This is a genomic window from Pseudomonas gingeri, from assembly GCF_013385635.1.
Taxonomy (GTDB): Bacteria; Pseudomonadota; Gammaproteobacteria; order Pseudomonadales; family Pseudomonadaceae; genus Aquipseudomonas; species Aquipseudomonas gingeri_A.
The window spans coordinates 88449-111506 of the sequence record NZ_JACAPR010000025.1 but is presented as its reverse complement, the minus strand read 5'-3'; the positions used below and the strand labels follow the sequence as shown (position 1 = coordinate 111506).

Annotated in this window: 22 protein-coding genes; 14 read left to right on the top strand and 8 right to left on the bottom strand. The window is 62.7% G+C overall.

Annotation, left to right across the window (positions count from 1 at the left end; all coding sequences use genetic code 11):
* Nucleotides 1-7: 7 nt before the first annotated feature.
* Nucleotides 8-1279 (bottom strand): glutamate-5-semialdehyde dehydrogenase, encoded by a 1272-nt coding sequence (locus HX851_RS27285; RefSeq protein WP_177066101.1) that lies wholly within the window; start codon nucleotides 1277-1279, stop codon nucleotides 8-10.
* A 178-nt stretch (nucleotides 1280-1457) separates the two neighbouring features.
* Here HX851_RS27285 and HX851_RS27280 point away from each other — a divergent pair, with 178 nt between their 5' ends.
* Together HX851_RS27280 and HX851_RS27275 are read left to right on the top strand one after the other, a co-directional pair.
* On the top strand, nucleotides 1458-2153 hold the full coding sequence (locus HX851_RS27280) for a DNA-3-methyladenine glycosylase (protein WP_177062870.1): 696 nt from the start codon (nucleotides 1458-1460) through the stop codon (nucleotides 2151-2153).
* 136 nt (nucleotides 2154-2289) lie between these two features.
* Nucleotides 2290-3606, top strand: coding sequence for a bifunctional DedA family/phosphatase PAP2 family protein (locus tag HX851_RS27275; RefSeq protein ID WP_177066102.1), 1317 nt, complete (start codon nucleotides 2290-2292; stop codon nucleotides 3604-3606).
* A gap of 19 nt (nucleotides 3607-3625) precedes the next feature.
* On the opposite strand, the gene HX851_RS27270 is transcribed toward HX851_RS27275, so the two are convergent.
* The 3 genes from HX851_RS27270 to HX851_RS27260 are packed head-to-tail and all read right to left on the bottom strand — an operon-like array spanning nucleotide 3626 to nucleotide 5302.
* Entirely contained in the window at nucleotides 3626-4216 is a 591-nt protein-coding gene (locus HX851_RS27270) for an LON peptidase substrate-binding domain-containing protein (RefSeq protein WP_177062868.1), read from the bottom strand.
* A gap of 10 nt (nucleotides 4217-4226) precedes the next feature.
* The gene (locus HX851_RS27265) at nucleotides 4227-4943 is read right to left on the bottom strand and encodes an LrgB family protein (protein ID WP_177066103.1); all 717 of its coding nucleotides are present in this window, start codon (nucleotides 4941-4943) and stop codon (nucleotides 4227-4229) included.
* Nucleotides 4940-5302, bottom strand: coding sequence for a CidA/LrgA family protein (locus tag HX851_RS27260; protein WP_177062866.1), 363 nt, complete (start codon nucleotides 5300-5302; stop codon nucleotides 4940-4942). The genes HX851_RS27265 and HX851_RS27260 overlap by 4 nt, the downstream gene beginning before the upstream one ends.
* Before the next feature lie 177 nt (nucleotides 5303-5479).
* Between HX851_RS27260 and HX851_RS27255 the strand changes: the two genes are divergently transcribed.
* From HX851_RS27255 to HX851_RS27245, 3 genes are all read left to right on the top strand, one after another.
* Entirely contained in the window at nucleotides 5480-5935 is a 456-nt protein-coding gene (locus tag HX851_RS27255) for a MaoC family dehydratase (protein ID WP_177062865.1), read from the top strand.
* 112 nt (nucleotides 5936-6047) lie between these two features.
* Nucleotides 6048-7766, top strand: a complete 1719-nt coding sequence (locus HX851_RS27250) for a C13 family peptidase (RefSeq protein ID WP_177062864.1) — start codon at nucleotides 6048-6050, stop codon at nucleotides 7764-7766.
* 27 nt (nucleotides 7767-7793) lie between these two features.
* Complete coding sequence (locus HX851_RS27245; protein WP_177062863.1) at nucleotides 7794-8435, top strand: oxidoreductase; 642 nt, start codon at nucleotides 7794-7796, stop codon at nucleotides 8433-8435.
* A gap of 174 nt (nucleotides 8436-8609) precedes the next feature.
* On the opposite strand, the gene HX851_RS27240 is transcribed toward HX851_RS27245, so the two are convergent.
* From HX851_RS27240 to mpl, 3 genes are read right to left on the bottom strand one after another with little or no spacing between them, the layout of a single operon-like run.
* Nucleotides 8610-8897: a YceK/YidQ family lipoprotein gene (locus HX851_RS27240; protein ID WP_177062862.1), complete on the bottom strand. Its 288-nt coding sequence runs from the start codon at nucleotides 8895-8897 to the stop codon at nucleotides 8610-8612.
* Nucleotides 8890-9519, bottom strand: coding sequence for a flavin prenyltransferase UbiX (gene ubiX, locus HX851_RS27235; RefSeq protein WP_177062861.1), 630 nt, complete (start codon nucleotides 9517-9519; stop codon nucleotides 8890-8892). Before ubiX ends, HX851_RS27240 begins: the two co-directional genes overlap by 8 nt.
* Nucleotides 9516-10865 carry a UDP-N-acetylmuramate:L-alanyl-gamma-D-glutamyl-meso-diaminopimelate ligase gene (gene mpl / locus HX851_RS27230; protein WP_177066104.1) on the bottom strand — a complete coding sequence of 450 codons (1350 nt, stop codon included), beginning with the start codon at nucleotides 10863-10865 and terminating at the stop codon, nucleotides 9516-9518. The genes ubiX and mpl overlap by 4 nt, the downstream gene beginning before the upstream one ends.
* A gap of 211 nt (nucleotides 10866-11076) precedes the next feature.
* On the opposite strand from mpl, the gene HX851_RS27225 reads away from it, so the two are divergent.
* Nucleotides 11077-12192: a J domain-containing protein gene (locus HX851_RS27225; protein ID WP_177066105.1), complete on the top strand. Its 1116-nt coding sequence runs from the start codon at nucleotides 11077-11079 to the stop codon at nucleotides 12190-12192.
* Nucleotides 12193-12212: 20 nt separating this feature from the next.
* Here HX851_RS27225 and HX851_RS27220 read toward each other — a convergent pair whose 3' ends face one another.
* The gene (locus tag HX851_RS27220; RefSeq protein WP_177062858.1) at nucleotides 12213-14129 is read right to left on the bottom strand and encodes a sigma-54-dependent Fis family transcriptional regulator; all 1917 of its coding nucleotides are present in this window, start codon (nucleotides 14127-14129) and stop codon (nucleotides 12213-12215) included.
* A 407-nt stretch (nucleotides 14130-14536) separates the two neighbouring features.
* Here HX851_RS27220 and exaC point away from each other — a divergent pair, with 407 nt between their 5' ends.
* The 8 genes from exaC (at nucleotide 14537) to ppa (ending at nucleotide 23038) form a co-directional block, all read left to right on the top strand.
* Nucleotides 14537-16057: an acetaldehyde dehydrogenase ExaC gene (exaC, locus tag HX851_RS27215; RefSeq protein ID WP_177062857.1), complete on the top strand. Its 1521-nt coding sequence runs from the start codon at nucleotides 14537-14539 to the stop codon at nucleotides 16055-16057.
* Between the two features lie 228 nt (nucleotides 16058-16285).
* On the top strand, nucleotides 16286-17656 hold the full coding sequence (gene eat, locus HX851_RS27210; RefSeq protein WP_177062856.1) for an ethanolamine permease: 1371 nt from the start codon (nucleotides 16286-16288) through the stop codon (nucleotides 17654-17656).
* 174 nt (nucleotides 17657-17830) lie between these two features.
* The gene (locus HX851_RS27205; RefSeq protein ID WP_177062855.1) at nucleotides 17831-19225 is read left to right on the top strand and encodes an ethanolamine ammonia-lyase subunit EutB; all 1395 of its coding nucleotides are present in this window, start codon (nucleotides 17831-17833) and stop codon (nucleotides 19223-19225) included.
* Nucleotides 19222-20052 carry an ethanolamine ammonia-lyase subunit EutC gene (eutC, locus tag HX851_RS27200; protein ID WP_177062854.1) on the top strand — a complete coding sequence of 277 codons (831 nt, stop codon included), beginning with the start codon at nucleotides 19222-19224 and terminating at the stop codon, nucleotides 20050-20052. The genes HX851_RS27205 and eutC overlap by 4 nt, the downstream gene beginning before the upstream one ends.
* A 103-nt stretch (nucleotides 20053-20155) precedes the next feature.
* Nucleotides 20156-20614 carry a GNAT family N-acetyltransferase gene (locus HX851_RS27195; RefSeq protein WP_177062853.1) on the top strand — a complete coding sequence of 153 codons (459 nt, stop codon included), beginning with the start codon at nucleotides 20156-20158 and terminating at the stop codon, nucleotides 20612-20614.
* Between the two features lie 313 nt (nucleotides 20615-20927).
* On the top strand, nucleotides 20928-21581 hold the full coding sequence (locus HX851_RS27190) for a DedA family protein (protein ID WP_177062852.1): 654 nt from the start codon (nucleotides 20928-20930) through the stop codon (nucleotides 21579-21581).
* 4 nt (nucleotides 21582-21585) lie between these two features.
* Complete coding sequence (locus HX851_RS27185) at nucleotides 21586-22398, top strand: M90 family metallopeptidase (RefSeq protein ID WP_177062851.1); 813 nt, start codon at nucleotides 21586-21588, stop codon at nucleotides 22396-22398.
* Nucleotides 22399-22510: 112 nt separating this feature from the next.
* A complete protein-coding gene (gene ppa / locus HX851_RS27180; RefSeq protein WP_177062850.1) occupies nucleotides 22511-23038 on the top strand; it encodes an inorganic diphosphatase in 528 nt (175 codons plus the stop codon).
* Nucleotides 23039-23058: the final 20 nt, after the last annotated feature.

Here is a 23058-nt window from a genome sequence, read left to right as displayed (position 1 = left end):
GACCAAGTCAGACCGACTCCTGACCACGCAACTGCCCGTCGCCGACCACGATGTACTTCTCGCAGGTCAGGCCTTCCAGACCCACCGGTCCGCGGGCGTGCAGCTTATCAGTAGAAATGCCGATCTCGGCACCCAATCCGTATTCGAAACCGTCGGCGAAGCAGGTCGGGGTGTTGAGCATCACCGAGCTGGAGTCGACTTCGGCCAGGAAACGCCGGGATTCGGCCAGGTTTTCAGTGACGATCGAGTCGGTGTGATGAGAACCGTAACCGTTGATGTGCTCGACGGCCATGTCCAGCCCGTCGACGACACGGATCGACAGGATCGGCGCCAGGTATTCGGTATTCCAGTCGGCTTCCGTCGCCGCGACCGCCTCGATGATCGCGCGGGTGCGTTCACACCCCCGCAGCTCGACGCCCTTGGCGCGGAACTGCTCGGCCATGGCCGGAAGGAATTCGGCGGCAACGGCCTGGTCCACCAGCAGGGTTTCCATGGCGCCGCAGATACCGTAGCGATAGGTCTTGGCGTTGAAGGCGATACGGCGGGCCTTGGCCAGGTCGGCATGGGCGCTGACGTAGACGTGGCAGATGCCGTCCAGGTGCTTGATCACCGGCACCCGCGCGTCACGACTGACCCGCTCGATCAGGCCCTTGCCGCCACGGGGAACGATCACGTCGACGTACTCGGGCATGCTGATCAGCGCGCCGACGGCGGCACGGTCGGTGACTTCCACCACCTGCACCACCGCTGCCGGCAGACCGGCCTCGTCGAGGCCGCGCTGGATGCAGGTAGCGATGGCGCGATTGGAGTGAATCGCCTCGGAACCGCCACGCAGGATGGTGGCATTGCCGGACTTGAGGCACAGGCTGGCAGCATCGATGGTCACGTTCGGGCGCGATTCGTAGATGATCCCCACGACACCCAGCGGCACGCGCATCTTGCCGACCTGAATACCCGACGGCCGGTAGCTCATGTCCCGAATCGCCCCGACCGGGTCCGACAGGCTCGCCACCTGGCGCAAGCCGACGATCATGCCGTCGATCCGTGCCGGGGTCAGTTCCAGACGCTCGACCAGCGCCGGCTCCAGACCATTGGCGCGGGCAGCGGCCAGGTCGAGCTCGTTGGCCGCGCCCAGCTCGTCGCGGGCAGCGTCCAGCGCGGCGGCGGCGGCATGCAGCGCGCGGTTCTTCTGCGCGGTGCTGGCACGGCCGATCACGCGGGAAGCCTCGCGGGCTGCGCGACCCAGGCGGGTCATGTAGTCAAGAACGGACTCAGTCATGGTCTAAGGGGGTCTTGGCAAAGAGGAAAGCGGCCGATTATAGCTGTCACACTGGCTGACGGACAGCGGTGCCGGGCGGATGGTCGAAATCGGGCACAAATAGCCGCCATTCAGCTTGGATTAAGGGCAAAATCGGTATGATTGGCCTCCGACCAACCTTGAATGCCTTTCAGGAACGATGTCCAACCTGACACCCCCGCCCCTGCCGAACGCCCTGCCCGATGCCTTTTTCGACCGCGACGCGCAACTGCTCGCCCGCGAACTGCTGGGAAAAGTCATACGCCATCGCGTCGGCGATCTGTGGCTCGCGGCGCGCATCATAGAGACCGAAGCCTATTACTTCGAGGAAAAAGGCAGCCACGCCTCCCTCGGCTATACAGAAAAGCGTAAGGCTTTGTTTCTGGATGGCGGGCACATCTATATGTACTACTCCCGGGGCGGCGACTCGCTGAACTTCAGTGCCCATGGGCCGGGCAACGCGGTCCTGATCAAATCCGCCTATCCCTGGGTCGACGATCTGTCGGGACCAGCCAGCCTGGCGCAGATGCTCCTCAACAACCCCGACGCCAACGGCGCCGCCCGGCCTTCGCAGAAGCTCTGCGCCGGCCAGACCCTACTGTGCCAGGCGCTGGGCCTGAAGGTTCCGGCCTGGGATGCCAAGCGCTTCGACCTGCAGCGGCTGTTTGTCGAGGATGTCGGCAACCGGCCGGCGCAGATCATCCAGACCACCCGCCTGGGCATCCCCCTGGGCCGGGACGAGCACCTGATGTACCGCTTCGTCGACGCCGCCTATGCCCCGTATTGCACGCGCAACCCGCTGCGACGCGGTCAGGTCGAAGGCCGCGATTACCACACGGTTTCACAAGACCTGTAGGAGTCCGGCTTGCCGGCGATGAGGCCGGTGAGCCTTGCATCGCCTGAGCGGCCGTCATCGCCGGCAAGCCGGGCTCCTACAGTAATAAGCGTAATGCCGACTGTTTTTTTGTTTGGCCTGATCAAGGAAATCCCCCATGGGCCCATGGCTCGATAGCATCACCGGCTGGTTGACGACTAATCCGCAATGGCTCGGCGTGGCCGTGTTCGTCATTGCCTGTGTCGAATGCCTGGCCATTGCCGGCATCATCGTCCCTGGCACCGTGCTGCTGTTCGCCATTGCCGTACTGGCCGGCAGTGGCGCCCTGACCCTGGGCGAAACCCTGCTGCTGGGTTTCCTCGGCGGCCTGCTCGGCGATGGGCTGTCCTACGCCCTAGGCCGGCGCTTTCACCAGAACATCCGGCGCTTGCCGGGCCTGCGCCAGCATCCGGAGTGGATGAGCGGCGCCGAGTCCTATTTCCAGCGCTACGGGATCGCCAGCCTGCTGGTCGGGCGCTTTATCGGCCCGCTACGGCCGATGCTGCCGATGATCGCCGGCATGTGCGACATGCCGCTGCCACGGTTCATCGGTGTCAGCCTGATTGCCGCCGCCGGCTGGTCCGTCGCCTACTTGCTGCCCGGCTGGGCCACCGGCGCAGCCTTTCGCCTGCCATTGCCCGAGGGCTTCTGGCCACAGACCGCCGTGGTCGCGGCCGGCCTGGCGGCACTGATCGGACTGTGCATCCATTGCAGCCTCAAGCGTCATCCGAAGGCGACGATCCTGATTTCGGCCCTGAGCCTGGCCCTGCTGGTCAGCCTGTTCTTCGGCTACCCGCACCTGCAGGCCTTCGACCAGGGCCTGATGACGCTGGTCCAGGAACACCGCGACAGCAGCCTCGACTTTGTCGCCGTGATCATCACCCGCCTGGGCGACTTCCGCACCCAGTTCACCGTCGCGGCGGTGCTCACGATCCTGCTGTTTCTCGCCCGCCAATGGCGACATGCACTGTTTTTCGGCGCCACCCTGGCCGTCACCGCCTGTGGCAACACCGTCACCAAGCACCTGTTCGCGCGTATGCGTCCGGAAGTCCTGACCGATCCGATCACCAGCTACAGCATGCCCAGCGGCCACAGTTCGGGATCGTTCGCGTTCTTCCTGATGCTCGCCGTACTGGCCGGTCGCGACCAGCCGCCACGGATGCGCGTGACCTGGCTGCTGCTGGGCTGCCTGCCGGCCTTTGCGGTGGCCTTGTCGCGGGTCTATCTCGGCGCGCACTGGCCGACCGATATCCTCGCCGGAGCACTGCTGGCTATTGCCGTGCTGGCGGCCAGCCTGACCCTCAGCCAGCGCTATATGCCGCTTACCGCCATGCCGCCGCGGGCCTGGTGGCTGATCCTGCCGGCGGCCGTGGCACTGTATGGATTTCACGCGTTATGGCATGTGCAGCACCAGATGCTGCGGTATGCCTACTAGATAGAGCGGTGTCACCCGTTCAGGCGAACAGTTCGCCCTGCAACTCGTCGAGCAGGGCCTGGATCGCGTCCAGCCGCTGCTGCGGATCGTCGAGTTCCAGCAGATCGATCTTGTCCAGGTCGGAAAACGGCAGCAGGTAAGCCAGCTGGTTCGCCAGCGACTGCTGCCCGGTGGCTTCGGTACCCATGTTCAAGGCCGCCACCATCGGGTGTTCGGCCAGGGCCTTGAGCAGGGCCACCAGGTCCTCGTCCTCATCCTGCAACGGCTGCTCGGGAATTTCGTCCAGCCACTCGACGTCGGCGACGGTCAGGTTGTCCTTCTGCAGCTCGCTGGCCAGCACGCGGAAGCGTCGCCCGCCTTCCACGCGGATGCCCAGCAGGCCATTGTCCTGTTGCTGGAAGTCGCGGATCAGCGCTTCACAGCCGACCCGGGCAAAACCCTCCGGCGCACGCCCGACTTCTTCCCCCTCCAGGATGCACACCACGCCAAAGCCGCTGCCTTGCTTCATGCAGCGACTGATCATATCCAGGTAGCGCGCCTCGAAAATCTGCAGGTCGAGGGTGCAGCCGGGGAACAGCACGGTGTTCAGGGGAAACAGCGCCAGGGTCATAAAGGTTTCCTTAAACCAGCCATGTCACGACCAGCGGTAACAATACCGCCGTGGCCACGCCCATCAAACTCATCGCCAGCGCCGCGAAGGCACCGCATTCGTCACTTTCCCGCAAGGCCACCGAGGTGCCCACCGCGTGGGCGGTCATGCCCAGCGCCATGCCACGGGCCTCGGGACGGTGAACACCCAGGCGCGTCAACATACTCGGCCCGGCGATGGCGCCGATCACGCCGGTGATCAGCACGAAGACCGCCGCCAAGGCTGCCACACCACCGATCTGCTCGGCCACCAGCATGGCGATCGGCGAAGTCACCGATTTCGGCGCCATGGTCATCAACATCCGGTGATCGGCACCGAACAGCCAACCCAGCAGGACACACAGCCCGGTGGCGATCACCCCGCCAATCACCAGCGTAGTAAAAATCGGCCAGAACAACTGCCGGATCCGCCGCAGGTTGAGGAACAGCGGTACCGCCAGCGCGACCGTCGCCGGGCCGAGCAGGATACTGAGGATTTCGGTGCTCTTGCGGTACTCGGCATAGCTCAGGTCGCACAGCAGCAGGACGCCGACCACCAACGCCATCGACGCCAGCACCGGCTGCAGGAAGATCCAGCGGGTTTTCTCGAACCCGGCCAGCACCAGTTGATAGGCGCCCAGGGTAATCCCGATACCGAACAGCGGATGGTGAATCACCGCAGCCCAGGCGCCTTGCCAGTCGAGCGTCATGGCTTGCCCTCCCGCCGGTCCTTGCGCTGCACCAGCCAGTTCATCAACAGGCCGGCCAGGGCCATGGAGATCAGCACCGAGAGCAGCAGCGAACCGGCGATCGCCCAGAAGTTCGCCGCGATCTCCGTGGCATAGACCATCACGCCCACGGCCGGCGGCACCAGCAGCAACGGCAGATAGCGCAACAGGCTGCTGGCCGCCTCGCTCAACGGCGCGCCCACTTCGCCGCGCACCATCAGGAACGCCAGCAACAGCAGCAAGCCGATGATCGGCCCCGGCAACATCGGCACACACAAATGATTGATCGCCGTGCCAAGCAACTGAAACAGCACCAGCCAGGTCAGGCCGCGTAGCAACATCAGACACTCCCTTGGATTCTTCCCCGATAACCCGGCCCATTATAAGCACGCCGATACGGCGGCATTCGCCAAAACCATGGTGGCTTGACCGGGCACGAGTGCCGTGATGATCTACAGTGGATGCCAAGGGCTGCAACCCAAGGCCTGAAAGAATCTGATAGACCAAGGAGAGGCTCAATGCCCTATGTACCCGTAGCGCAACTCAACGACTATGTCGGCAAGGAACTGGGACGTTCCGAATGGCTCACCATCGACCAGGAGCGCATCAACCTGTTCGCGGAAGCCACCGGCGATTATCAGTTCATCCACGTCGACCCGGTCAAGGCCGCGCAAACGCCGTTCGGCAGCACCATTGCCCATGGTTTCCTCTCGCTGTCGCTGATGCCCAAGCTGATGGAAGACATCCTTGTGCTGCCCGAAGGCCTGAAGATGGTGGTCAACTACGGCCTCGACAGCGTGCGCTTCATCCAGCCGGTGAAAGTCGACTCGCGGGTGCGCCTCAAGGTCGAACTGACCGAGGTCACCGAGAAGAAGCCTGGCCAATGGCTGCTCAAGGCCACCGCCACCCTGGAAATCGAAGGCCAGGAAAAACCCGCCTACATCGCTGAACCTCTGTCGCTCTGCTTCGTCTGAGGTAGCGCCCGAGTGCTGGCACGAAACAGTGACACGACTGTTTCGTGCTCTCCCCCCTAGACACAACATAATGCTACGGCATACTCGGTCCCCTAATTGCCCGGATCCCGTTATGCGCCCACTTGTGCCCCTTGCTCTGACCCTGCTGCTCGCCGCCTGTGGTGATGGCGAATCGCTATTACCGCCGGACGCGCGTCTGCCGGACGGTGGCCGCTATCGCGGGGAAGTGGTCAATGGCCTGCTGCAAGGCCAGGGGCGCATCGACTACCCGAGCGGCAGCTGGTACGCCGGTCAGTTCGACAACGGCCAATGGCATGGCGACGGCGAGTGGCACGGCAGCAATGGCGAGGTCTACAAGGGCCAGTTCCAGCAAGGCCTGTTCCATGGCCAGGGCACCCTGACCACCCATGACAGCAGCTACACCGGTGGTTTCAAGCTGGGGCGGCGCAACGGCGAAGGCACCCTCAAAGAAGCCGGCATGACCTACCGCGGCGAATTCAAGGACGACCAGTATTCCGGCCTCGGTCATCTGGAGCTGGAAGACGGCAGCCAATACCAGGGCCAGTTCGCCCATGGCAAACCCAACGGCGAAGGCCAGCGCAGCGATTCGAGCGGCAACCAGTTCACCGGGCGTTTCGTCAACGGCCAGTTGGAAGGCATCGGCACATTCAACAGCGCCGAAGGCGACCAGTACGCCGGCGGCTTCAAACACAACCAGTTGAACGGCAAGGGCCGCTATGAAAACGCCGACGGCGATGTCTGGATCGGCGAGTTCAAGGACGGCGTGCTCAATGGCAAGGGCGAACTGATTGGCGTCGACGGCAGCCACTATCGCGGTGAGTTCAGCGAGTGGCGCTTTACCGGCTTCGGTCACCTGAGCCTGGGTGATGGCAGTGTCTATATCGGCGAGTTCGCCAGCGATACCTACCAGGGTCGCGGCATCCTGACCCTGGCCGACGGCAGCGTGCAGAGCGGTGTCTGGGCCAATGGCCAACGGGTTCGCGATGCCGACGGCAAGCTGCTGCCGGACTCGCTGGAGCTGGGCCTGCTGGCCCAGGGATCGTTGCTGGAGAAAGCCCTGGCCGCGGTTCCCGCCTCCACCCCGGCCATCGAACTGTACAGCCTGGTGCTGGCGGGCGACGGCAAGCAGAGCGTGTTCCTGCGCGAAGCCGACTACGTCAACAAGATGCTCGCCACGCGCTTTGGCGCCTACGGCCAGATCAGCCTGGTGAACCACCGCGACCATCTGGTCGACCGGCCGATGGCCACCCGCGAGAACCTCCGTCGTGCCGCTCAGACCCTGGCCGAGCGCAGCGGCCCGGAAGACCTGATCTTCATCTACCTGACCAGCCACGGCACCCACGAACACGAACTGGTGCTGGACCAGCCGCGCCTGGAGCTGGCCGACCTGCCGGCCGATGAAATGGCCTCGGCCCTGGCACCGCTGAAGAATCGCGACAAGATCATCGTCATCTCGGCCTGTTATTCCGGCGGTTTCATACCGGCCCTGAAAGATGAAAGAACTTTAATCATGACCGCCTCGCGGGCTGATAGGGTGTCCTTCGGCTGCTCCGAGGAGGCCGATTTCACCTACTTCGGCGACGCCTTGTTCGCCCAGGCCCTGAACCAGACCGACGATTTGCAGCAAGCGTTCAACCTCGCCAAGGCCCACGTGGCCGACCGTGAACAAGCCGATAACTTCGAGGCCTCCGAACCACAGATCTGGGCGCCCAAGGGAGTACTGGCCCATTGGCAGCAACTACGCAAACAACAAGCACGAAAAGCATTGCAAAGCGCTTCGCTGGACAGCAAGGAAGCCAAGAGCAACTAAGCTGATTCGTATCAAGGGAGATATTTTATGTACTTGACGCCTCAGCACATCCTGCTCGCTGGAGCCACCGGCCTGACCGGTGAACATCTACTCGACCGCCTGCTCAACGAGCCCACGGTCAGCCGCGTACTCGCCCCGTCGCGGCGGCCCCTGGCGGAACATCCCCACCTGGAAAACCCGGTCGGCGACCCGGCGGTGTTCCTGCCGCAACTGAGCGGGCGTGTCGACCTGGCCATCTGCTGCCTCGGCACCACCATCAAGCTCGCCGGCTCCGAAGAAGCCTTTCGCGCCATCGACCATGACATGGTCGTGGCCTTTGGCAAGCGCGCCCGGGAAATGGGCGCCCGGCACCTGATCGTGGTCAGCGCGATTGATGCCAACCCGAAATCCAAGGTGTTCTACAGCCGGGTCAAGGGCGAGATGGAAGAGTCGTTGAAGGCGCAGAACTGGCCGCAACTGACCATCGCCCGGCCATCGCTGTTGCTGGGCGAACGCACGGAACCGCGCCTGGCCGAACAGCTGGCGGGACCCTTGTCGAAATTGATTCCCGGCAAATATCGCGGGATCGAAGCGTGCCAGCTGGCCCGGGCGCTGTGGCGCCTGGCGCTGGAAGAGCAGGATGGTGTACGGATCGTCGAGTCGGATGAGTTGCGCCGATTGGGCAAATAACTCACCGGACTGCCCGGCCCCTTGTGGTGAGCGGTGCTTGTGTGGAGCAGTGCTTATTCATCAGGGAGGGGGCTTGCCCCCGAAGCTTTTAGCGATCTCACTGGCCTCTTCGGGGGCAAGCCCCCTCCCACACAAGCTCTACACAACCCAGCGCCACAAAGCCACCAATCAATGCTACAACCCGCCCGTTGCCTGAAAACCAACCCCCAATACCGTCAACACCGACAGCGGCAACAGCAGCGTGTCGAGCAAGGCACTGGCCGGCAGGTCGACGCCCGGATAGCTCGGCGCCTCTGCGCCAAAACGGTCGCTGGCGCAGCATCCACCCTGCATCGCATACAGGTCCAGCCGCGTCCCCGAATAGACGATCGGCGCGCCAGTCTTGCCCGCGTCCAGCGTACGCACCGTGGCACAGCCCACCAGTTGCACGGCCAGCAACAGATACAGCAGCGACTTACTCATCGCTGCTCAAATGATGCTCGCCCCAGCGCGGCAACATGTCCTGGGGGATGTTCAGCACATTGAGAATCCGTGCCACGACAAAATCCACCAGGTCATCAATGGTCTGCGGCTGGTGATAAAAGCCCGGCGACGCCGGCAGGATGGTCACGCCCATATTCGACAGCTTGAGCATGTTCTCCAGGTGGATACTCGAATACGGCGCTTCACGCGGCACCAGGATCAACTGCCGCCGCTCCTTCAAGGTGACATCCGCCGCCCGTTCGATCAGGTTGTTGCAGGCGCCCGTGGCGATGGCCGACAAGGTCCCGGTGGAACACGGCACCACCACCATCGCCGCCGGCGAACCGGAACCCGAGGCGACGGGGGACATCCAGTCCTCCTTGCCATAGACCCGGATCTGCCCCGCTTCCGCCCCGGTGTATTCAGTGAGGAAGGCCTGCATCGTCTGGGGTTTGGGCGGCAAGGTGACATCCGTCTCCGTCGCCATCACCAACTGCGCGGCCTTGGAGATCAGGAAGTGCACCTCACGGTCCTCGCGCACCAGGCAATCGAGCAGGCGCAAGCCGTACTGCGCGCCGGACGCACCGGTCATCGCCAGGGTGATGCGTTCCGGGCCGCTCACTGCAGGGCCTCGGCCAGCTTGCCGTGCAGGCCGCCGAAGCCGCCGTTGCTCATGATCACCACATGCGTGCCGGGTTTGGCCTGGCTTTTCACCCGTTCGATAATGCCGTCGAGGGAGTCACTGACAATCGATGGCACAGTGCACAAGGCAGCGGTCGCGCCCAGGTCCCAGCCTAGATTAGCCGGTGCATACCAGATCACCTGATCGGCCTGGACCACGCTGTCCGGCAAGCCGTCACGGTGGGCACCGAGCTTCATGGAGTTGGAGCGCGGCTCGATAATCGCAATCACCAGCGCATCACCGACCTTCTTGCGCAAGCCGTCGAGGGTCGTGGCAATGGCCGTCGGGTGGTGGGCGAAGTCGTCATAGAGGGTCACGCCATGGACTTCGGCGACCTTTTCCATGCGCCGCTTCACGCTCTTGAAGGCACTCAGGGCCGCGATGCCCATGGCCGGCACCACGCCGACATGGCGGGCGGCGGCCAGTGTAGCCAGGGCGTTGGCGACGTTGTGCTGGCCGGTCATGTCCCACTCGACCACACCTTGCGCCACGCCGTCGAACATCACCTCGAAACGCGAGCCGTCTTCACTGAGCAGCTTGACCTGCCACTGACCGCCGGCACCGGTGGTCTGCACCGGGGTCCAGCAGCCCATTTCGATCACCCGCCCGAGGGCCGGCTCGGTGGTCGGGTGGATCACCAGGCCTTCGCTCGGGATGGTCCGCACCAGATGGTGGAATTGTCGCTCGATAGCCGGCAGATCCGGGAAGATGTCCGCGTGATCGAACTCCAGGTTGTTCAGGATCGCTGTGCGCGGGCGGTAGTGGACGAACTTGGAGCGCTTGTCGAAGAAAGCACTGTCGTACTCGTCGGCCTCGATCACGAAGAACGGCGTATCGCCCAGCCGTGCCGACACCGAGAAATTCTGCGGCACACCGCCGATCAGGAAACCCGGGCTCATGCCCGCGTGTTCCAGCACCCAGGCCAGCATGCTGCTGGTGGTGGTCTTGCCATGGGTACCGGCAACGGCCAGGACCCAACGGCCTTGCAGCACATGGTCGGCCAGCCACTGCGGACCGGAAACATAGGGCAGGCCCTTGTTCAACACGTATTCGACAGCGGGGTTGCCACGGGACATGGCATTGCCGATCACCACCAGGTCGGGGGCTGGATCAAGCTGGGCCGGGTCGTAGCCCTGGGTCAGCTCGATGCCCTGTGCCTGCAATTGCGTGCTCATCGGCGGATAGACGTTGGCATCGGAGCCCGTCACGTGATGGCCCAGCTCTTTGGCCAGAACCGCCATCGACCCCATGAAGGTGCCGCAGATACCCAGAATATGAATGTGCATAGTCGACCTCGTAAAACATGGCCGCAGGTTAGCCCAGGGCGGACGAAATCGCACCTTGTGTTTCAATAGGCCGACAGGGAGAAACACCCATACAGGAAATATTCCCGATCAGATGAAAATCAGGAGTTTTCCTGCATGCTTTTAGCACGAATCTGAAATAGCTGAATTGGATAATGACACCTTCAATCGTCAAGCGCCTTGGAGTTCCGCAATGAAAGACAAATCTTCCGGGCTCAGCGTCACGCCAGCGCCTGGAAAACGCAAACTGCCTGCTGGGCAGAAAAAATTCAACACACTGATCAAGGACATAGAAAAAAAGCGCAGGGAGCTTGAGGCCTGGGAAAGCAACATGCCGTTCTATATCGAACGCTGGAGCCGCGATTTCAAACCGCTGCTCGACCAGTATTTCCAGAACAACCTTGAACTGCTGCAGCTTCTGGACGATGCCAGCGAGCGCGTCAAACTGTCAAAAGCCGACCGCCAGACTTTGCGGGAAGAGATCCTCGCCTTGGCCGTGTCCTTGACAGGCGGTGAAAACGACGAAGCCATCAAGAACATCTACAACCGCCATAGCCCTGAAGACTACGACACCCTCGAGCGCGAAGAAGAGGAACGGCTCAAGCAGGGCTACCAGGAGATGTTCGGTTTCGAGCTCGGTGATGATGTCGACCTGCGCTCAGAGGAAGCCGTCACGCAAAGACTCCATGAACAGATGCAGGCTCAACACAACGCATCACACAAACCCGCAGGAAAAAAAACCGCACAACAGCTGCGAGCTGAAAAAGACGAGCAACAGGCCAGCCAATCGGTTCGCGAGGTTTTCCGCAAGCTGGCCAGCGCCCTGCACCCCGACCGCGAAACCGACGCAGGCGAACGCGAACGCAAGACAGCGCTGATGCAACGGGTCAATCAGGCCTATGGCGAGCGCGACTTGCTGGCGTTGCTGCAACTGCAGCTCGAAGTCGAACAGATTAATGCCGGTGATATCAATGCATTGCCTGCTGATCGGCTCAAGCATTACAACCGAGTGCTGAGCGAACAGTTGGGAGAGCTGAATATAGAAGTGCAACTCAGGGAGTTCGCATTCATGGAACAGTTTGCCGTGCCCCTTTTACTCTATGACATCTCTCCGGCGAATCTGCCGGTGATTTACGACAGCCAGCTTGAACAACTGCAATTCGATGTCGAAAACCAGATCTTGCTTCGAGCAGAGATCAATGAACCCAAAGGCCTGAAAGCCTGGCTCAAGGCGCAAAGAGCCTACGAGAAAGAACAGGAACTCGACGACCTGGGCCTCGACGAACTCTCCAGGCTGTTCTTTCGCTGAGGAGCGTTGCCTCATCGAGCTCAAATGCAGCGGGCAATCCCGTGCTTGCGCAGTTTGCGGTAAAGGGTGTTACGACTCACCCCCAACTGCTCGGCGGCGTTGGTCATGTGCCAGCGCTGTTGCGCCAGTACGCCGAGCAACGCCTGACGCTCGGCATCGTCCAACGGATGCGGCGAAACGTCCGCGGGCACAGCGACCGTCAACGGTCCCTGGCGAATCATCGCCGGCAGGTCCGCCACGCCGATCCGCCCGTTATCACACAGCGCCGTGAGCGTACGCAGCACCGTGCGCAACTGCCGTACATTGCCCGGCCAGGCGAAATCCAGCAGGGCCTGGCGTGCCGCCGCCTCGATCAGTACAGGTTGCCCGGCGGCCTCCTGCGCCAGCAGGAAATCCAGCAATTGCGACTTGTCGCTGCGCTCGCGCAAGGCCGGCAAGCCGATTTCCAGGCCATTGAGCCGATAGTACAGATCCTCGCGGAAGCTGCCGTCCTGCACCCGCTCCAACAGATTGCGGTGGGTCGCGCTGACGATCCGCACATTGACCGCCTCGGGCTCGCCGCCGATCGGCACAACCTGGCGATCTTCCAGCACCCTCAGCAAGCGCGTCTGCAACGCCAGCGGCATATCGCCGATCTCATCGAGGAACAACGTGCCGCCATCGGCCTGCTGCAACTTGCCCCGCATGCCTTCCTTGCGCGCGCCGGTAAAACTGCCGCCGCGATAACCGAACAATTCGCTTTCGATCAGGCTTTCCGGGATGGCCGCACAGTTGAGGGCGACAAAAGCCTTCTGCGCACGCTGACTGGACTGGTGTACCGCCTTGGCGAACGCTTCCTTGCCCGAGCCGGTTTCGCCGTTGATCAACAGCGGTACATCGCGCTCGAAGACCCGCAACGCCTTGCGAAAATCATTCTGCAGACCTTCATCGCCCAGGCAGATGCCCGACAGGCCGCCCCGCTCGACGATCACCGGTGACGGCGCCAGCGGCTTGGGCACACTGCGTGGCTGGCCGCGCAACACCGCGAACAACCCGCGCCCATCCCTGGTCCGTAGTGGCCAACTGGCGCTGGCCTGGGCACTCGCGCGACCCAGCAGTTCATCCAGCGAGCAGTCGAAAAACGCTTCCACCGGCTGTCCGAGCAATCCACCACGAGCCTGCCCCAGCAGGTTCAGGGCGCTCTGGTTGACCGCACTGATCCGCCCTTCGCCGTCGAACGCCAACAGCCCCTCGCTGAACAGACCCACGGACTCGGCCTGCAAGTGAAAACGCAGCAACCAGTGCTTGTCGTAATAACGCAGGAAATAGCAGCTCTCGATCATCTTCGCCGAGAGGTTCACCAGGGCCATGGTGTGGAATTGGCTCTGCCGGGACACGTCAGGGCGCGCGGATGACACATCGAGCACCGCCAGCAATTCACCCTGGGGATCGAAGACCGGGCTCGCCGAACAGGTCAGGCCCGTATGGCGACCGCGAAAGTGCTCGTCCTGGTGAATGGTCAGCGACTGCCGCTCCACCAGGCAGGTGCCGATACCATTGGTGCCTTCGCAGGCTTCGCTCCAGTCGGCGCCGAGCCAGAGCCCGGCGCGCTCGAAGATCTTGCGCTCGGCGGGGGCGGTGACGCAGTTGAGGATCACCCCACGGGAATCGGTCAGCAACACCGCATGACCGGCGCCGGAGAGTTGCTGGTGCAGGCTGGTCATTTCGTTGCCGGCGATCTGCAGCACATGCTTGAGACGCTCGCGGCTTTCCAGCAGACGGTCATGCTCGAGCACCGTGGGCGCGATACTCAAGGACGGGTCGAGGTGATAGTCCTCCAGGCAGCGCAGCCAGGAACGGGCGATCGACGGATCACTGCCCGGCCCATGCAGTTGGGGCTTGCCCTGGGTCACGGTCAGCACCTGCCGGGCGTGACGGCTCAAATGGTTGTTCTGCATTTCTTATTGTTCTCCCGACCGTGTAGGAGCGACCGGTCGACGCTCGATTGCCGGCGATGAGGCCCCTGAGCCTTGCGTTGGTTGCCCGGACGCCATCGCCGGCAAGCCGGCTCCTACAGGTGTCGCGGTGCGTTCAGAATCCATGCGCTTTCGTCTCGGCACCCAGCATCCTCCAGCCATCCACGCATTGCAATCACCCCCCGACCGATGAGTCACAGGCTGTGCCATCGGCGTTACAAAGTGTCACCCCAGGCTGTACCGACCGCGCCACAGTGCAGCGACCAGGACTTCGGGCGAATCCTGCCAAGCCCTGTCGCAGCGCGGCCCGGACGCACTGGCCCGACCTTTGCTCTACGCTTGTGAAGCGCAACTCCCTTATAAGCACAAAAGCCAAGGAGACACTCACCATGCGTTACGCCCACCCTGGTACTGCCGGCGCCATCGTTTCGTTCAAGGCCAAGTATGGCAACTACATCAATGGCGAATTCGTCGCCCCGGTTGACGGCCAGTACTTCACCAATACCTCGCCGGTGAACGGCCAACCCATCGCCGAATTCCCGCGCTCCAATGCCAAGGACATCGACAAGGCCCTGGACGCCGCCCACGCCGCCGCCGATGCCTGGGGCAGCACTTCGGCCCAGGCGCGCTCGCTGGTCCTGCTGAAGATCGCCGACCGCATCGAACAGAACCTCGAACTGCTGGCCATCACCGAAACCTGGGACAACGGCAAAGCCGTGCGTGAAACCCTGAACGCCGACATCCCGCTGGCCGCCGACCACTTCCGCTACTTCGCCGGTTGCCTGCGCGCCCAGGAAGGCAGCGCCGCCGAGATCGATGGCAACACCGTGGCCTATCACATCCATGAACCGCTGGGAGTGGTCGGACAGATCATCCCGTGGAACTTCCCGCTGCTGATGGCCGCCTGGAAACTCGCGCCGGCCCTGGCCGCCGGTAACTGCGTGGTACTCAAGCCCGCCGAGCAGACGCCGCTGGGCATCTGCGTGCTGATGGAACTGATCGGCGACCTGCTGCCCCCTGGCGTGCTGAACGTGGTGCAAGGGTTCGGCAAAGAAGCCGGCGAAGCCCTGGCCACCAGCAAGCGCATTGCCAAGATCGCCTTCACCGGCTCGACGCCGGTCGGCTCGCACATCATGAAATGCGCCGCCGAAAACATCATTCCGTCCACCGTGGAGCTGGGTGGCAAGTCGCCAAATATCTTCTTCGCCGACATCATGAAGGCCGAGCCGAGCTTTATCGAGAAAGCCGCCGAAGGCCTGGTCCTGGCGTTCTTCAACCAGGGGGAGGTCTGCACCTGCCCATCCCGCGCGCTGGTGGAAGAGTCGATCTACGACGAGTTCATGCAGGTGGTGATGAAAAAGGTCAGCCAGATCAAGCGTGGCGACCCGCTGGACACCGATACCATGGTCGGCGCCCAGGCCTCCGAGCAGCAATTCGACAAGATTCTGTCCTACCTGGAAATCGCCAAGGGCGAAGGCGCCGAGCTGCTGACCGGCGGCAAGGTGGAAAAACTCGAAGGCAACCTCGCCAGCGGTTACTACATCCAGCCGACCCTGCTCAAGGGCACCAACAAGATGCGTGTGTTCCAGGAAGAAATCTTCGGCCCGGTGGTGAGCATCACTACCTTCAAGGACGAAGCCGAAGCCCTGGCGATCGCCAACGATACCGAGTTCGGTCTCGGTGCCGGTCTGTGGACCCGCGATATCAACCGCGCCTACCGCATGGGCCGGGCGATCAAGGCCGGTCGTGTATGGACCAACTGCTACCACCTGTACCCGGCGCATGCCGCATTCGGTGGCTACAAGAAGTCCGGTGTCGGCCGTGAAACCCACAAAATGATGCTCGATCATTACCAGCAGACCAAGAACCTGCTGGTGAGCTATGACATCAATCCACTTGGGTTCTTCTAGACCCTGATACCGCTATCGCCGGCAAGCCAGGCTCCTACAGGTTTCGGGCCGTTCAGACCTTCCTGATTCGACTCCGTCACTGTGGGAGCCGGCTTGCCGGCGATGAGGCCCTCACTGACATACCCATGACGCCCGGCCACCCCGGCCCGGGCATTGCGTGCCCGCTGTACGGAAAATCGACACCCGCAAGTCCAACAACCAAACAATAAAAAAGACAAGCGAGGACTTATGACTACAAAAACCGAACTCAAACCGACCCTTGGCACCCTGCACCTGTGGGGCATCGCGGTCGGGCTGGTGATTTCCGGCGAATACTTCGGCTGGAGTTATGGCTGGGGCACCGCCGGCACCCTGGGCTTCCTGGTCACTGCGCTGATGGTGGCGACCATGTACACCTGCTTTATCTTCAGTTTCACCGAGCTCACCACCGCGATTCCCCATGCCGGCGGGCCGTTTGCCTACAGTCGCCGGGCATTTGGTGAAAGAGGCGGCTTGATCGCCGGTATCGCCACCCTGATCGAATTCGTCTTCGCCCCACCGGCGATTGCCATGGCGATCGGTGCCTACCTCAACGTGCAATACCCCGGGCTCGACCCGAAGATCGCCGCCGTCGGCGCCTACTTCGTGTTCATGACCCTCAATATCCTCGGCGTCAGCATCGCCGCCACCTTCGAACTGGTGGTCACCGTGCTGGCAGTCGCCGAACTGCTGGTGTTCATGGGCGTGGTCGCGCCGGGCTTCAGCTTCAGCAACTTCGTCCTCAATGGCTGGTCGGGCTCGAACACCTTCAGCATTGACTCGATCCCCGGCATCTTCGCCGCCATCCCCTTCGCGATCTGGTTCTTCCTCGCCATCGAGGGTGCCGCCATGGCCGCCGAAGAGGCCAAGGACCCCAAGCGCACCATTCCCAAGGCCTACGTCAGTGGCATCCTGACCCTGGTATTCCTGGCCATCGGCGTGATGGTCATGGCCGGCGGCGTCGGCGACTGGCGCCAGTTGTCGAACATCAACGACCCGCTGCCCCAGGCCATGAAAGCCGTGGTCGGCAGCAATTCGAGCTGGATGCACATGCTGGTGTGGATCGGCCTGTTCGGCCTGGTGGCGAGCTTCCACGGGATCATCCTCGGCTACTCGCGGCAGTTCTTCGCCCTGGCCCGGGCCGGCTACCTGCCCCGCTCGCTGGCCAAACTGTCGCGCTTCCAGACACCCCATCGCGCCATCCTGGCGGGCGGCGTGATCGGCATCGCGGCGATCTACAGCGACGGCCTGGTCAACCTGCAAGGCATGAGCCTGACGGCGGCGATGATCACCATGTCGGTATTCGGCGCCATCGTGATGTACATCATCAGTATGCTGAGCCTGTTCAAACTGCGTAAAACCGAGCCGAACCTGGAGCGGACCTTCCGAGCCCCGGGTTATCCGGTCGTCCCCGGCATCGCCCTTGCATTGGCAGTGGTCTGCCTGGTGGCGATGGCCTGGTTCAACATGCTGATCGGCCTGATTTTCCTGGGCTTCATGGCAGCGGGCTTCATCTATTTCCAATTGACCGCCCACCAGCGCTCGGAAGCCCCGGCGGACGCTATGCTCACCGGTAACTGATTGCACCAGTGCGGGGCATTGCATGCACTGCTCCACGCCGATCGTTCCCACGCTCTGCGTGGGCATGCAGTCCGTGACGCTCTGCGTCACAACAGCGGACGCAGAGCGTCCAGTGAAGCATTCCCACGGGAACCGTGGGAACGATCGGTAATCAAAAACAGGAGGACACCGCCCATGGCCACATTCGCCCATTCCGTCGGCGCCCAGACCTATCGCTTCGACAGCCTCAAGGAGGTCATGGCCAAGGCCAGCCCCGCCCGCTCCGGGGATTTCCTCGCCGGCGTCGCCGCACAGAACGACGGCGAGCGGGTCGCGGCCCAGATGACCCTGGCCAATATTCCCCTCAAGCATTTCCTCGAGGAAATGCTGATCCCCTATGAAAGCGACGAAGTCACCCGGCTGATCATCGACACCCACGACAAACCGGCCTTCGCCGCCGTCAGCCACCTGACCGTCGGCGGCCTGCGCGACTGGCTGCTCAGCGATGCCGCCGACGAACAGAGCCTGCGTGCCCTGGCCCCGGGCCTGACCCCGGAAATGGCCGCCGCCGTGTCGAAGATCATGCGCGTGCAGGACCTGGTCCTGGTCGCCCAGAAAATCCGCGTGGTGACGAAATTCCGCGGCACCCTCGGCCTGCGCGGCCGCCTGTCGACCCGCCTGCAACCCAATCATCCGACCGACGACCCGGCCGGCATCGCCGCCAGCGTCCTCGACGGCCTGCTCTACGGCAACGGCGACGCCATGATCGGCATCAACCCGGCCACCGACAGCCTGACCTCGATCTGCGACCTGCTGAACATGCTCGACGCGGTGATCAAGCGTTACGAGATTCCGACCCAGGCCTGCGTACTGACCCACGTCACCACCTCCATCGAGGCGATCAATCGCGGCGTGCCATTGGACCTGGTGTTCCAGTCCATCGCCGGCACCGAGGCGGCCAACGCCAGCTTCGGCATCAACCTGAACGTCCTGCAGGAAGGCTACGACGCCGGCCTGAGCCTGAACCGCGGCACCCTCGGGCAGAACCTGATGTATTTCGAGACCGGTCAGGGCAGCGCCTTGTCGGCCAACGCGCATTTCGGCGTCGACCAGCAGACCTGCGAAACCCGCGCCTACGCCGTGGCCCGGCACTTCAAGCCGTTCCTGGTGAACACCGTGGTCGGCTTTATCGGCCCGGAATACCTCTACAACGGCAAGCAGATCATCCGCGCCGGCCTCGAAGACCACTTCTGCGGCAAGTTGCTGGGTGTGCCCATGGGCTGCGACATCTGCTACACCAACCATGCCGAAGCCGACCAGGACGACATGGACACCCTGCTGACCCTGCTCGGCGTGGCCGGGATCAACTTCATCATGGGCATCCCCGGCTCCGACGACATCATGCTCAACTACCAGACCACTTCGTTCCATGACGCTCTCTACGCCCGGCAGACCCTGGGCCTGAAGCCCGCGCCGGAATTCGAACAGTGGCTGGCGAAGATGGGTATCTTTACCCAGGCCGATGGCAAGGTGCATTTTGGCAACAGCCTGCCCCCGGCATTTCGCCAGGCCCTGGCGCAGCTCGGATGAACGACATGGCCAAAGAGATAGACAGCGACAACCCCTGGCTGGAACTGCGCCGCCTGACCCCGGCGCGGATCGCCCTCGGCCGCACCGGCACCAGCCTGCCCACCAGCGCGCAGCTGGATTTCCAGTTCGCCCACGCCCAGGCCCGCGACGCCGTGCACCTGCCATTCGACCCTGCCGGCCTGGGCGCCCAACTGGCCGAACGTGGGCGTGACACCCTGCTGTTGCACAGCGCCGCCGACGACCGTCACAGCTACCTGCAACGCCCGGACCTGGGACGCAAGCTCAACAGTGCCTCGGCCCAACAGTTGCGCGAACATGCCCAGGCCAACCCCGGCGGGGTCGACCTGGCGATAGTCGTCGCCGACGGACTCTCGGCCCTGGCCGTACATCGCCATACGGCGCCGTTCCTGGCACGCCTGGAAGAACAGATCGCGGCCGAAGGCTGGTCGTTGTCACCGGTGATACTGGTGGAACAGGGCCGCGTGGCGGTGGCCGATGAGGTCGGCGAGCTGCTCGGCGCGAAAATGGTGGTGATCCTGATCGGTGAGCGCCCGGGCCTGAGTTCGCCGGACAGCCTGGGATTGTATTTCACCTATAATCCAAAAATCGGCCTGACCGATGCCTATCGCAACTGCATCTCCAACGTCCGGCTGGAGGGCATGAGTTACGGCATGGCCGCCCACAAATTGCTGTACCTGATGAAAGAAGCCTGCCGCCGGCAACTGTCGGGGGTCAATCTCAAGGACGAGGCCCAAGTGCAAACATTGGAAAGCGAATCGGATGTCCACTCGAACGGCAACTTCCTACTGGGCCCGACCCAGGACTGATCGTCATCCGGATTGCGCTTTTCCCGCGCTTTGGGCAGCATCGGCGTTACGGCTGCCCGAGTGAACCGTTTGCCGTCATATCCACGAAGTTGAGGCCTGATCTATGCGGATTACTCAAGCGACCCTGGAACATCTGGACCTGTTGACGCCCCTGTTCGTCAAATACCGCGAATTCTACGGTGCATTGCCCTTCCCCGATTCGTCCCGCAGCTTCCTGGAAAAGCGCCTGCGCCGCAAAGAGTCGGTGATCTACCTGGCCCTGGCGGACGATGACGACAAGAAACTGCTCGGTTTCTGCCAGCTCTATCCCAGCTTCTCCTCGCTGTCCCTCAAGCGCGTGTGGATCCTCAACGATATCTACGTGGCCGAAGACGCCCGGCGCCAGCTGGTCGCCGACAACCTGATGCGCACGGCGAAGAAAATGGCCCGCGAAACCCACGCGGTACGGCTGCGGGTATCCACCAGCAGCGACAACAAAGTGGCGCAGAAGACCTACGAGTCCATCGGTTTTCGCGAAGACACCGAGTTCAAGAACTACGTGTTGCCGATCAGCGAAGATTGATCGCTCGCCCCGACTCCCTGTGGGAGTGATGCTAATTGTGGGAGCGGGCTTGCCCGCGAAGAGGCCCCTCAGACCGCCAAGGCTTCGCGGCGGTACGGCGTCCCGGCAAACCCGCTCCCACAATGCCGGACGCCTACACCCCGCAACCCGACGACATCCCTCGCTACAAACTCGACAGGCAGAATCCTCTCCAGCTCTTATAATCCGGCTTTCCCAGGAATGTACGAAAAAACTACATTCGGTGTAGTTAACTACGTGTCTACTTTTCTTTGCACAGGTCTGCCGAGCCGGACCGTCAACACAGGTGCCACCCATGGATTTCAACCCGCTGGACCTAATCCTGCATCTCGACGTGTATCTCGACCTGCTGGTGAACAATTACGGGCCATGGATCTATGCCATCCTGTTTCTGGTGATCTTCTGCGAAACCGGCCTGGTGGTGATGCCTTTCCTGCCGGGCGACTCGCTGCTGTTCATCGCCGGTGCCGTGGCGGCTGGTGGCGGCATGGACCCGGTCCTGCTGGGCGGCCTGCTGATGGTCGCGGCTATCCTCGGTGACAGCACCAACTACATCATCGGCCGAACCGCCGGCGAAAAACTCTTCAGCAACCCGAACTCGAAGATCTTCCGTCGCGACTACCTGCGCAAGACCCACGACTTCTACGACCGCCACGGCGGCAAGACCGTGACCCTGGCGCGCTTCCTGCCGATCCTGCGGACCTTTGCCCCGTTCGTCGCCGGCGTCGGCAAGATGCCTTACCCGCGCTTCGTCATGTTCAGCGTGCTGGGTACCGTACTCTGGGTCGGCGGGCTGGTGACCCTGGGCTACTTCTTCGGCAACGTGCCCTTCATCAAGAAAAACCTGTCGCTGCTGGTGGTCTTCATCATCGTGCTGTCGCTGGTGCCGATGATTATCGGTGTGCTGCGCAGCCGCTTCGGCGGTACGTCCAAAGCCGAGACCCACTGAAACCGTGTGGTCCCTGAGTGCCTGGCGGCGCCGGCGGGTCCTGGCCCGCCATCCCGTTGCCGCTGAAACCTGGCAGCGGGTGCGCGAACACCTGAGTTTCCTCGACGGCCTGAGCGACGCCGAAGACCGCTGGCTGCTGGAGCACAGCGTGCTGTTCCTCGACGAAAAACACCTGAGCACACTGCCCGGTGTCGAGCTGGACCAGCAAAGCCGCCTGCTGCTGGCGGCCCAGGCGCAACTGCCGTTGCTACACCTGGGCGACCTCGAATGGTATTCGGGCTTTCATGAAATCATCCTCTACCCGGACGACTTCCTCAGCCCACAGCGCCATCGCGATGCCAGCGGCGTCGAGCACGAATGGGACGGCGAACACAGCGGCGAAGCCTGGCAGCGCGGGCCGGTCATCCTCGCCTGGCCCGGCGTGCTCGCCAGCGGTGCCTGGGAAGGCTACAACCTGGTGATCCACGAACTTGCGCACAAGCTCGACATGCTCAATGGCGACGCCAACGGCCTGCCGCCGCTGCACAGCGACATGCGGGTCGGCGAGTGGGCCAAGGTCATGCAACACGCCTACGACGACCTCAACCGCCAGCTCGACCGCAACCCCGAGGCCGAAACCGCCATCGACCCTTATGCGGCGGAAAATCCGGCGGAATTCTTCGCGGTCACCAGCGAATACTTCTTCAGTGCCCCGGATTTGCTGGTCGCGGCCTACCCACGGGTCTACGAGCAACTGCGCGCGTTCTACCGCCAGGATCCACTGGCCCGACTGCAGCACCTGCAGGCCCACGACCCACGGTATAAGACTGAAGCCTAAGGCCCGCACGTCTTGCGACACGTGGCATCCACCCGGGAATGTGCCTATAATCGCCGCCACTTTTTGGTCAATCCGACCAGGTTTTTTGGTCAACTAACGGGGGCATCGCCCAATGAGCTACAGCAAGATTCCGGCTGGCAAAGACCTGCCGAACGACATCTACGTCGCGATCGAAATTCCGGCCAACCACGCGCCGATCAAATACGAAATCGACAAAGACAGCGATTGCCTGTTCGTTGACCGTTTCATGGCCACCCCGATGTTCTACCCGGCCAACTACGGTTTCATCCCCAACACCCTGGCCGACGACGGTGATCCCCTCGACGTGCTGGTCGTGACCCCTTACCCGGTCGCGCCAGGCTCGGTGATCCGCGCGCGTCCGGTCGGCATCCTGCACATGACCGACGACGGTGGCGGCGACGCCAAGGTCATCGCGGTCCCGCACGACAAGCTGTCCCAGCTGTACGTCGACGTGAAGGAATACACCGACCTGCCGCCATTGCTGCTGGAGCAGATCAAGCACTTCTTCGAGAACTACAAGGATCTCGAGAAAGGCAAATGGGTGAAGATCGAAGGCTGGGGCGACGCTGACGCCGCTCGCGCTGAAATCATCAAGTCGGTTGCCGCTTACAAGGGCTGATTCGCCCGGTACACGTGCGC

Coding starts and splice junctions, on each gene's coding strand:
- mpl (WP_177066104.1), bottom strand. CDS start 10,865: ATGCACATTCATATTCTGGGTATCTGCGGCACCTTCATGGGGTCGATG.
- HX851_RS27270 (WP_177062868.1), bottom strand. CDS start 4,216: ATGACCCTGGCGCTGTTTCCCCTGAACACCGTGCTGTTCCCCGGCTGC.
- HX851_RS27260 (WP_177062866.1), bottom strand. CDS start 5,302: ATGTTGCTACGCGGCCTGACCTGGCTGGTGCTGTTTCAGTTGCTTGGC.
- HX851_RS27195 (WP_177062853.1), top strand. CDS start 20,156: ATGCGGATTACTCAAGCGACCCTGGAACATCTGGACCTGTTGACGCCC.
- HX851_RS27285 (WP_177066101.1), bottom strand. CDS start 1,279: ATGACTGAGTCCGTTCTTGACTACATGACCCGCCTGGGTCGCGCAGCC.
- HX851_RS27205 (WP_177062855.1), top strand. CDS start 17,831: ATGGCCACATTCGCCCATTCCGTCGGCGCCCAGACCTATCGCTTCGAC.
- HX851_RS27265 (WP_177066103.1), bottom strand. CDS start 4,943: ATGACGCTCGACTGGCAAGGCGCCTGGGCTGCGGTGATTCACCATCCG.
- HX851_RS27240 (WP_177062862.1), bottom strand. CDS start 8,897: ATGAGTAAGTCGCTGCTGTATCTGTTGCTGGCCGTGCAACTGGTGGGC.
- HX851_RS27255 (WP_177062865.1), top strand. CDS start 5,480: ATGCCCTATGTACCCGTAGCGCAACTCAACGACTATGTCGGCAAGGAA.
- HX851_RS27275 (WP_177066102.1), top strand. CDS start 2,290: ATGGGCCCATGGCTCGATAGCATCACCGGCTGGTTGACGACTAATCCG.
- exaC (WP_177062857.1), top strand. CDS start 14,537: ATGCGTTACGCCCACCCTGGTACTGCCGGCGCCATCGTTTCGTTCAAG.
- ppa (WP_177062850.1), top strand. CDS start 22,511: ATGAGCTACAGCAAGATTCCGGCTGGCAAAGACCTGCCGAACGACATC.
- HX851_RS27220 (WP_177062858.1), bottom strand. CDS start 14,129: ATGCAGAACAACCATTTGAGCCGTCACGCCCGGCAGGTGCTGACCGTG.
- eat (WP_177062856.1), top strand. CDS start 16,286: ATGACTACAAAAACCGAACTCAAACCGACCCTTGGCACCCTGCACCTG.
- HX851_RS27245 (WP_177062863.1), top strand. CDS start 7,794: ATGTACTTGACGCCTCAGCACATCCTGCTCGCTGGAGCCACCGGCCTG.
- HX851_RS27190 (WP_177062852.1), top strand. CDS start 20,928: ATGGATTTCAACCCGCTGGACCTAATCCTGCATCTCGACGTGTATCTC.
- eutC (WP_177062854.1), top strand. CDS start 19,222: ATGAACGACATGGCCAAAGAGATAGACAGCGACAACCCCTGGCTGGAA.
- HX851_RS27280 (WP_177062870.1), top strand. CDS start 1,458: ATGTCCAACCTGACACCCCCGCCCCTGCCGAACGCCCTGCCCGATGCC.
- HX851_RS27225 (WP_177066105.1), top strand. CDS start 11,077: ATGAAAGACAAATCTTCCGGGCTCAGCGTCACGCCAGCGCCTGGAAAA.
- HX851_RS27250 (WP_177062864.1), top strand. CDS start 6,048: ATGCGCCCACTTGTGCCCCTTGCTCTGACCCTGCTGCTCGCCGCCTGT.